At 47.4% G+C, this 7,850-nt stretch carries 11 protein-coding genes; 2 read left to right on the top strand and 9 right to left on the bottom strand.

Annotated elements, in window-relative coordinates:
* Positions 1-249 precede the first annotated feature (249 nt).
* A complete protein-coding gene (locus ACFIMQ_RS05485) occupies positions 250-2,823 on the top strand; it encodes a toprim domain-containing protein (RefSeq protein WP_375703557.1) in 2,574 nt (857 codons plus the stop codon).
* Here the strand turns inward: ACFIMQ_RS05485 and ACFIMQ_RS05480 are convergent.
* From ACFIMQ_RS05480 to ACFIMQ_RS05445, 8 genes are read right to left on the bottom strand one after another with little or no spacing between them, the layout of a single operon-like run.
* Positions 2,800-3,327 carry a hypothetical protein gene (locus ACFIMQ_RS05480; RefSeq protein ID WP_375703556.1) on the bottom strand — a complete coding sequence of 176 codons (528 nt, stop codon included), beginning with the start codon at positions 3,325-3,327 and terminating at the stop codon, positions 2,800-2,802. The genes ACFIMQ_RS05485 and ACFIMQ_RS05480 overlap by 24 nt on opposite strands.
* Before the next feature lie 4 nt (positions 3,328-3,331).
* A complete protein-coding gene (locus ACFIMQ_RS05475; protein ID WP_375703555.1) occupies positions 3,332-3,637 on the bottom strand; it encodes a hypothetical protein in 306 nt (101 codons plus the stop codon).
* Positions 3,621-3,770, bottom strand: coding sequence for a hypothetical protein (locus ACFIMQ_RS05470; RefSeq protein WP_375654123.1), 150 nt, complete (start codon positions 3,768-3,770; stop codon positions 3,621-3,623). The genes ACFIMQ_RS05475 and ACFIMQ_RS05470 overlap by 17 nt, the downstream gene beginning before the upstream one ends.
* Positions 3,771-3,829: 59 nt before the next feature.
* Complete coding sequence (locus tag ACFIMQ_RS05465) at positions 3,830-4,513, bottom strand: hypothetical protein (RefSeq protein ID WP_375703554.1); 684 nt, start codon at positions 4,511-4,513, stop codon at positions 3,830-3,832.
* A 24-nt stretch (positions 4,514-4,537) separates the two neighbouring features.
* Positions 4,538-4,837, bottom strand: a complete 300-nt coding sequence (locus ACFIMQ_RS05460; RefSeq protein WP_375703553.1) for a hypothetical protein — start codon at positions 4,835-4,837, stop codon at positions 4,538-4,540.
* Between the two features lie 4 nt (positions 4,838-4,841).
* On the bottom strand, positions 4,842-5,165 hold the full coding sequence (locus tag ACFIMQ_RS05455; RefSeq protein WP_375627726.1) for a hypothetical protein: 324 nt from the start codon (positions 5,163-5,165) through the stop codon (positions 4,842-4,844).
* 10 nt (positions 5,166-5,175) lie between these two features.
* Positions 5,176-5,757, bottom strand: coding sequence for a hypothetical protein (locus ACFIMQ_RS05450; protein ID WP_375703552.1), 582 nt, complete (start codon positions 5,755-5,757; stop codon positions 5,176-5,178).
* Between the two features lie 20 nt (positions 5,758-5,777).
* Positions 5,778-6,182, bottom strand: a complete 405-nt coding sequence (locus ACFIMQ_RS05445; RefSeq protein ID WP_375615903.1) for a hypothetical protein — start codon at positions 6,180-6,182, stop codon at positions 5,778-5,780.
* A 749-nt stretch (positions 6,183-6,931) separates the two neighbouring features.
* Between ACFIMQ_RS05445 and ACFIMQ_RS05440 the strand changes: the two genes are divergently transcribed.
* Entirely contained in the window at positions 6,932-7,501 is a 570-nt protein-coding gene (locus tag ACFIMQ_RS05440; protein WP_375615901.1) for a hypothetical protein, read from the top strand.
* A 16-nt stretch (positions 7,502-7,517) separates the two neighbouring features.
* Here ACFIMQ_RS05440 and ACFIMQ_RS05435 read toward each other — a convergent pair whose 3' ends face one another.
* On the bottom strand, positions 7,518-7,658 hold the full coding sequence (locus tag ACFIMQ_RS05435) for a hypothetical protein (RefSeq protein WP_375615900.1): 141 nt from the start codon (positions 7,656-7,658) through the stop codon (positions 7,518-7,520).
* Positions 7,659-7,850 lie beyond the last annotated feature (192 nt).

The following is a 7,850-nucleotide window of genomic DNA, read 5'->3' as shown; positions in this document are numbered from 1 at the left end:
CCCATGCTCTTGGCAAACAACCATCAGCAGAGCCATTTCAGAAGGTTTGAGTGAGAGCCAAGCCCATTGGCAAGCCAAGAAGTTTCGCGACTATTAGCAAGAAAAGAGCGGCAAAGAAGCTCTCAAAGTAGACTAGCAAGCCCCATAGCACCACAGGACTTTACGATCAGATCAAACGGTGAGAACAGCAAAAACAGAGTCCTCACTTCTCACATCTTGAGAAAAACGACAATAATATCACGAATGACCATGAGCACAATTTTTGAAATCAAACAAAAACTTATCTCACAAGCAGATAGAATAGCAGAAATGCTTCTTCCCCAAGGGCACAAACGAGGCAACAATTGGATTGTAGGCAACACACGTGGTGAAGCTGGTCAAAGTTTATCGATTTGCTTGAGTGGTAGTAAAGCAGGACTTTGGTATGATTTTGCAGAAGGCACTGGAGGAGATCTTTTAGACCTTTGGTGTGAAGTCAAAGGCATTAGTCTCTCTCAAGCCTTAGAAGAAGCACGCGCGACTCTCAATCTGACACGCCCCAAACCCTTTATGGCGCCCCATCGTTCCTATCACCGTCCACCGGTCCCTACAGGGCGCCCCCCGCAGAATCTCGTAAAAACCTATCTCCACAAAGAACGCCACATTCCTTTAGAAATTATAAAGCGTTACCGCATAGGAGAAGATGGCGAAAAAATCATTTTTCCCTTTTATAAACCCGATGGCTCCCTTGCTTTAGTTAAAGAACGGCTTGCGCAAGTGGGAGCAAAAACAAAACCTACAGCAGCACACTGTGAACCGATTTTGTTTGGCTGGCAAGCCCTTTGCCCCTCAAACCCAGCCGCTCCACACGCGCCTCAGCACGCACCCTCAACCAACCCCGCCGCCACAAACGCACCTCAACAGGCACCCTCATCAAACCCAGCCGCTCCACACGCGTCTCAGCACGCACCCTCATCAATCCCAGCCGCTCCACACGCGTCTCAGCACGCCCCCTCATCAACCCCAACCGCCCCACATGCGCCTCAGCACGCCCCCTCATCAACCCCAACCGCCCCACATGCGCCTCAGCACGCACCCTCATCAACCCCAACCGCCCCACATGCGCCTCAACAGGCACCCTCATCAACCCCAGCCGCCACAAACGCACCTCAACAGGCACCCTCATCAACCCCAGCCGCCACGCAGGCGCCTCAACACGCACCCTCATCAACCCCAGCCGCCACAAACGCACCTCAACAGGCACCCTCATCACCCCCCGCCGCCACGCAGGCGCCTCAACACGCACCCTCATCAAACCCAGCCGCCACAAACGCGTCTCAGCACGCTCCCTCATCAACCCCAGCCGCCACAAACGCACCTCAACAGGCACCCTCATCAAACCCAGCCGCTCCACACGCGTCTCAGCACGCCCCCTCATCAACCCCAACCGCCACAAACGCGCCTCAACACGCACCCTCATCAAACCCCACCACCACAAACGCGTCTCAGCACGCTCCCTCATCAACCCCAACCGCCCCACATGCGCCTCAGCACGCTCCCTCATCAACCCCAGCCGCCACAAACGCGCTTCAGCAGGCTCCCTTAATGGAACGCGCGCCGTTTCCCCTTCTTTCTTCAACAAACCGTACCATTGTTATCACTGAAGGAGAAATTGATGCACTTTCCTTAGCCGCCTATGGATATCCGGCGGTCTCTGTCCCCTTTGGAGGAGGCAGTGGAGGAAAGCACAATTGGATTGAAAATGAATTTGATCATTTAGAAGCTTTTGAAACAATTTTTTTAGCCACCGATATGGATAAGCCTGGTGAAGAAGCAGCCCGTGAGATTGCCAACAGGCTTGGACGCCACCGTTGCTACCGTGTCCGTTTACCCCTCAAAGATGCCAATGACTGTTTAACCGCAGGGATTGATAGAGCCACCATAAAAGCAGCCTTTTCCTCAGCAAAAAGCTTTGCACCAGAAGGTTTACGGCGCGCCTCAGACTATAAAGACAAAGTCATCGGACTGTTTTGGCCAGAGCCTGAAAAACATCTTGGTTATACGGTTCCCTATCCTAAACTGAAGGACAAAGTGCATTTCCGCCCAGCAGAATTAACGCTATGGAGCGGTGCCAGTGGAGCAGGTAAAAGCCAATTGTTATCAGACTGTATTCCCCATTGGATTGCGCAAAACAGTCGGCTTTGCTTAGCGTCTCTGGAGATGAAAGGAGAACAATCGCTCCGCCGTTTAACCAAACAAACGGGCGGCTTAGAACAGCCTACAAAAGAGACAATTGAACGGATTCTTCATTTTTTAGATGAAGGGCTTATTCTTTATGAGCATGTTGGCAAATCAAGCGTTGACACCTTGCTTGATGTCTTTGACTATTGCCGTGCACGCTATGGCTGTGATCAATTTATCATCGACAGTTTGATGCGGCTTGGCATTGCCTCTGATGATTATGCAAGACAAGAACAAGCCGTTTATAAAATGGTTGATTGGGCTGTTTTAAACAGTGTGCACATTCACCTTGTCGCCCATGCCCGCAAAAGCGGTCTGGATAAAGATATCCCCAGCACAGAAGACATTAAAGGCGCCTCAGAGATTGGCGCCAATGCCTTTAACATCATCACCATTTGGCGCAATCGACCGTTAGAAGACAAAATCTTTGCCGCCTCTCTCGCACAAGAAAAAGCAGATTTAGCCAAACGCCCCGGCGTTATTATGAATATTGCCAAACAACGTTCTGGTGATTTTGAAGGCAAAATAGGGCTTTGGTTTGATCCCCAAACCTACCGCTATCGCTGTTCTTTTGAACAATCATTCCCTCGACGTTATCTGTAATACCCCACAAACCCCACTCTCTTTAAAAACGCCTCCGCTTTCACACGCACACGCCCTGCTCCCATAGAAACAACAGGAAGGATCAATCCACAAATGACGAAAAACACCCAATCCTTCGCGAACCAAAGCCCGCTCAACCCTAGTTTCTCTGCTCCCAAAGGCAAACAAAAAAAGCTCGCTCCAACAACGGCGCCCCCCCTTCAATAACCACAAACAACGCGTCACCACCCCATCTCGCCACCCCCTCATATGCAAAATCAAAAACCACTCCAACAGTGCAGCAAACACCAGCCCCATCAAGGACAATAGTCCCCATGGTATGTCCATATTCTCCATCCCCCAAAGAGCTAAAAAAAGGACGACTCCTAAAACGCCGTAAAACAGCACTTCCTTCAAAAGGAGGGAAAGACCAAAAATACAATAAAACGCCTCCGCTTTCACACGCGCACGTCTTGCTCCCATAGAAACAACAGGAAGGATCAATCCACAAATGACGAAAAACACCCTCTCATTCGCGAACCAAAGCCCGCTCAACCCTAGTTTCTCTGCTCCCAAAGGCAAACAAAAAAAGATCGCTCCAACAACAGCGCAAAACACCACCCCCTTCAATAACCACAAACAACGCGTCACCACCCCATCTCGCCACCCCCTCATATGCAAAATCAAGAACCACTCCAACAGTGCAGCAAACACCAGCCCCATCAAGGACAATAGTCCCCATGGTATGTCCATATTCTCCATCCCCCAAAGAGCTAAAAAAAGGACGACTCCTAAAACGCCGTAAAACAGCACTTCCTTCAAAAGAGGGAAACACCAAAAATACAATAAAACGCCGCCCGCCACCACGGAATATCGAAGCGCTTGGAAACTTTATAAGTACCAATAACGACAATAATAAAAAGGTAGGAAAACACCAACAACAGCCAAAACATCACATCGTTCGACATCAAATACCCCTCACAGAAAGCCCATTAAAGATCACACCCATGAGACAAAAAAACACCCCCTACTTTAAGAACCAAGCCCATAGAACACGCGCACGCCTTACACCCTGATAAATCAAAGGAGAAAAAAATCCAACAATAAAGGGCAACACCCTCTCATCCGAGAACCAAAGCCAGCTCAACCCTAGATTCTCTGCTCCCAGACGGGTAAAACAAAGGATTGGTGCCAAAATGCAGAAAAACAGCACAAAATTCAAAGCACGCAACAACCTCTGTAACACAGTATCACTTTGCTCGCGTATAAAGAACCCCAAGAGCACTTTCAACAATACAGACAAGAGCAATCCCTTTAAGAATACCGCCCTTATGCTATCCATATCCCTGACGCCCACAGCAGCAAACCACAGGATAAAGCCCATCATGCAACAAAACATAACCGCCTTCAAGAAAACTTGCCAAGCGACAGGCATACTCTTGACGCCCAAATGCACCAAACCAAGAACAGTTGCAAAAATGCAAGAAAACACCACCCCCTTCAAGAGCAGCTCCCCGTCAACAGTGCGCCTGCCCACGCCCACATAAATAAAACCAAGGTAGGTGGCAAGGGCGCCATAAAGCACCACCCATCTCCAAAACATCCACCCTGTAACAGAGCGACGCTTTGCTCCCTTATAAATAAAAACCAAGGCCAGAGCAAAAAAGCAGAAAAACCAAGACAACAGCCAAAACATCACATCGTTCGACATCAAATACCCCTCACAGAAAGAACATCAAAGATCACGCCCGTGGAAAAGAAAAATGCTCATTCTTTTTAAGCCCCCCAACAGTACACGCACACACCGTACCCCCTCCAAAACAAAAAAAGGAACAAGTCCAATAGTGCCCAGCCCCCCATCGTTCAAGAACCAATGCGTGCTCCAGCCCATATGCTTGGCGCCCACATGCGCCAATCCAACAACAGCTCCAACAACGCCACTAAACGCCAGCCCCTTCAAAAACATGTCCCATGCAACCACCATACACCCCGCACCCTCATAAGCAAAACCAAGGAACAACCAAAAATGCAGCAAAAAATCAATCCTTTACAAAGAATGAAAGCCTAAACCCAAGACGCTTTGCCCCTAGACAAATAAGCCCAAGGATAAGACCAAAGACAACGCCAAAAAGAATGTAAAAAACCCACTTGTTTGAAAACCACACCTGAGCCAAACCAAAATGCTCAGCTTTCGCATAAACAAACTTAGAGGTCACGCCAACAAAGAATGCAAGCACCCCACCCTTAAAAAAGTCCTTCCTTGTAAACCCGAAAAACCTTATTCCCACATAAATAGAAACAAAGGCGAGAGCCAAAGGGCAGAAAAACCCCAACCACTGCCAAAACATCACATCGTTCGACATCAAATACCCCTCACAGAAAGAACATCAAAGACCACGCCCATGGGAAAGAAAAATGCTCATCCTTTTTAAGCCCCCCCAACAGTACACGCACACACCTTATACCTTCATAAGCAAACAAAGGAACGAATCCAATAGTGCCCAGAAACACCTCATTGTTCGAGATCACAAACCAGCGCCCCCCCATATGCTTTACTCCCACATGCGCCAACCCAACAACAGCTCCAACAACGCCACCCAACACCAGAAACTTCAATAAAAATACCCCACGCGATATCCATTTACCCCGCACCCTCATAAGCAAAACCAAGGACAGCGCCAGCAATGCAACAAACACCACTCCTATCACTAAAAATTCCCACGATATATCAAAATGCTTCGCTCCCTTATAAGCAAAGCCAAGAACCACTACAGCAATGGTGCAAAACACCACAGCCTTGAAAAACACGCCCCACGATACAGTTCTACTGTTTGCTCCCACAACAATAAAACAAAAGGTCGCTCCAGCAATGCAAGAAATCACCACCCCCTGCCAAAACACCTCCCACGGAATAGCCGGTCGCCCCGCATCTTCATAAGCAAAGCCAAGGACCATGCCAAAAATGCAGCAAAAGATCAATCCTTTTCAAAGAATGAAATCCTAAACCCAAGACGCCTTACCCCTCTATAAATAAGAGCAAGGACAAAGCCCAAAAGGACATAAAACACCCACTTGTTTGAGAACCACACCTGAGCCAAACCAAAATGCTCGGCTTGCACATAAACAAAATCAGAGACAGCAGCCAAAATGAAGCTCAACAATACCATCTTGAGGAACAAACCCTTCGTTACACCACGCCGCTGCATTACTTCATAACCCAACATAAGGAAAATACCGGGAATGCCATAAAACGCCACAGCTCGTAAAAATACGCCCCACGTCATCCCCAACGCCTTCATTTCCACATAAACAGCCACAGAGACATAAGCTACAATACAGCTAAACACCAATCCCTTCAGAGACAAAAGCCCGCGCGCCATCACTCACCTCCCTCATCAAGTCATTCAAGGAAAATCCACCATGCGACAAAACACCTCTCTTTTCAAGGCTCTAAAGCCAAGTCATAACAAGATGCTTTACACCTCTATAAACCAGCCCAATGACAAGACCCAAAAGGACATCAAAACTCCACGGGATTGAGAACCAAAGCCAGCGCCACCCCATGCGTTCAGCAACCGTATAAACAACATGAGATCCCCGCCAATAAAGTCCCCAAACACCATCCTCTTAAAAAAATTTCTGCCTTTCATGATTCCTCAAATACCTCTTATCCCACATAAATAGAAATAAAGCCCCCAAGAGGCAGAAAAACATCAACCATGGCAAAAAAACAAACCCTGCGACATCAATTCCCCCCACAGCAATAAAATCAGAAAGAATGCCCATCATGCAACAAAACGCCCATCCTTTAAAGAAGCAGAACCACAAAGAGAACAACCACAATGCAGAAAAATACCAGTCTCTTCAAAAGACAAAATACCGCGCAACATCATGCCACTCCCTCATCAAGTCACTCAAGGAAAATCCACCATGCGACAAAACACCCCTCTTTTTAAGAGCCAAATCCATGGGGCTCCCATACACAAGCGCAACAATCCAAGTCACCCCCAAGAGCGCATACCCACACGCACACTCCAACACATGTCTTCCTCTCATCCCCCTCTTTTGCCGAGAGCAAGCAACATTTTTTAAAAACGAGAATCAAAATTAAAATTTTTAAGGAGATGCTATGAGCTATCAACAGAAAAAAAATACGCAAACCTGCCCGCTTGATCATCAAAATCAAGGAAAGCACATTGGTCATTTAAAGGCGCAAGAAATCCCTGTAGAAACGAGTAATCCTTATTTTAAACCCAATCATCCAGAAAGTTCCAGTAACCCGCGCACCATCAATGCCATTGCCAATGCACAAAGCCATCCCATTGCCCTTTTATATGCCAAAGGACATCTCAGCAAAGCCCAATATAAAGCGGCAGAACGTTTTTATTTTTACTGGCGTCAAAGCCAAGCCGATCTCCACATGAGCCTTGACTACACCCGTGAAAAGGTTTCCTGTAGCCAAGGGTACACACACCCCATTGAACGTCAAATAGCAGCCTCCAATCAATTAAAAACCATTAAAGTTCAACTTGGTATTCTTGGCTATTCTCTTCTTGAGCGGGTTATAGGCTATGGACAAGTGATCAAAGAATTAAGTTCTTCAAAACGCAAACAAAACTCTCTTGCCGATCATTTACGAGATTGTTTAGACTTGCTCGCATTTCATTGGGGATATGCAAACCATAAACATTTTGAATAATCCCCCTCCTCACCATTCAGAACAACATCCCATCCTTCCCGCCCCCTCTATAAGCAAAACCAAGGGAAACAGCAATAATGCCGCAAAATGCCCCCGCCTTCAAAATCACGCTCCGCACAACCACCATACGCTCCCCTCCTTCATAAGGAACAACCAAAAAACACCGCCCTTAAGAACACAAACAGACTTTGCTCCCATATGAAGCAAAAAGAAAGGTAAATCCACAAATGACGAAAAACACCCAACCCTTTGAGAACCAAAGCGTACTCAAACCCAAGATGCTTCGCGCCCACAAAAACAAACCCCAGAAACAAACCAAGAATAAAGCCTATAATGCAAGTCAAACATC

The sequence above is a fragment of the Bartonella sp. AD13SXNS genome, assembly GCF_042196465.1.
Taxonomy (GTDB): Bacteria; Pseudomonadota; Alphaproteobacteria; order Rhizobiales; family Rhizobiaceae; genus Bartonella.
This window is presented reverse-complemented; position numbering and strand designations above follow the sequence as displayed.